Consider the following 1,551-nt stretch of genomic DNA (forward strand, 5'->3'; position numbering starts at 1 on the left):
GCCTGACGAACCGAAGACCATCAGCCAAGTGACCAGAAAATCTTCTGGCCGATTTGGCATCGGTTGTTCAGATGCACTGTTGAGTTCTCAAGGAGCGGACGCTCCCGTTTTCCGGCCTTTCGGCTTTCGCTCGGGGCGACGTTGTAGAACATTACTGCGGTGTTGCCAGCGGGTCAAATCCGCATTTCCGGACCGTTACCGCTGTTGGAACATTTTCCTTCCGGGCTCGCCTGTTCTGTGCCGCGCGTTCCGACTGGCGGTAGCGCGTCACTTCGATCAGGCTTCCTTGAAGGAGTTGCTGAGACCTTCTGACCGGCCACCGTGGTGTCCGTGTCTCTCCGGCTCAACGAGGGAAAACGTTACGGACCGCAGCCGTGCTCCGTCAAATCGCCGCGCCGCGTGTCGCTCAGGCCCCGTTCACCTGCGATTCCTCTCAACCAGGGTGCGCAGCTGGTGGCTGTGAGTGCTCACTACTACTGCCGCCTACCTGCCTGTCCCCCTGTGGGGTGCCGGCCCGCAAACAGGAGAACTCCCCGTCGCCGTCGACGAGGAGTCCTGATCCGGAGCGCTCGGACCGGACTTACCCAGACCGGTTCAGATCGCCGGCGGCAATGGCGAAGAACGGTGCATCGCGATGCCGTGGTGCAACTGCTCATGGATGCGTAGCAGGTGCGCCGCCTCTTCCCGACTGAACGGACCACCAGTGAGTTCGCACTGCGAGCAGACCATGACCGTGCGGGAGCCGGCCTTCTTCAGCACGCGCTGCGCGAGTGAGCGCGCGCGGCCCGTCAGCGGACGGCGCCCCGGCGCGCCCTCCTGACCGGCCACCAGGACCGGCCCCTTCTCCGAACTGCTGCGAACAGCGAGATCCTTGGAACGCATCACGCCACCATAGCCCTCTCGCTCAGTCGCCGAATATCCGCGAAAACCGTTGGGTGGCAAGCCTCACGACTACGCCCCGTCATCCTGTCACGCTCAGCGATGTTTGGCTCAAGAGTTTCATATCGCCTACTGCGCCAACGGTGAACAGCATAGAGCCACCCGATCGGCACAGCCATCCCTCGTGGGATCTGCGTAATTTCGCGCAATGGGTGGCGCCCGGCCCGATTCCCGTGTAAGAGCGTCGCTCTGCGACGGGCTCGCCGGTGCCGCTGCGAAAGTCCCCTGGCGGTAAGCCATCCCACCTTTCAGCTGGGCGAATCCAATTCTGGGTCAGGTCGGTGCCCGGATCAGAACCGGAAGCCGGAGACCAGCCGGGACAGTTCGTCGCTCATCCCGGCCAGTTCCCGCGCACTGTCCTCGGCCTTGCCGATGGTCGCGGTGGTGGTGTTGGCCGCCGAGGCCACCCCCGAGATGTTCGCCGCGATCTCGCTGGAGCCCCCGGCCGCGGTGGAAACACCGGCGTTGATGCTCTGGGTGGTCGCGGTCTGTTCCTCGACCGCCGAGGCGATGGTGGTCTGGAACTCGTTGATCTGGGAAATGACGTCGGCGATCTCGGTGATCGCCGCAGTGGCGCTGTCCGCGTCCTCCTGAATGGTCTCCACCCGGCGG

The 1,551-nt window shown here is 64.0% G+C and carries 1 protein-coding gene and 1 pseudogene; both read right to left on the reverse strand.

Going from position 1 to position 1,551, the window contains the following annotated elements:
• Window positions 1-594: 594 nt before the first annotated feature.
• Window positions 595-882 carry a hypothetical protein gene (locus tag LWF15_RS35740; RefSeq protein WP_232815446.1) on the reverse strand — a complete coding sequence of 96 codons (288 nt, stop codon included), beginning with the start codon at window positions 880-882 and terminating at the stop codon, window positions 595-597.
• A 347-nt stretch (window positions 883-1,229) separates the two neighbouring features.
• Window positions 1,230-1,551, reverse strand: a pseudogene (locus LWF15_RS35745) (methyl-accepting chemotaxis protein); the annotation flags it as partial.

It is taken from the genome of Kineosporia rhizophila (assembly GCF_021277265.1).
In the GTDB taxonomy this organism is placed as follows: domain Bacteria; phylum Actinomycetota; class Actinomycetes; order Actinomycetales; family Kineosporiaceae; genus Kineosporia; species Kineosporia rhizophila.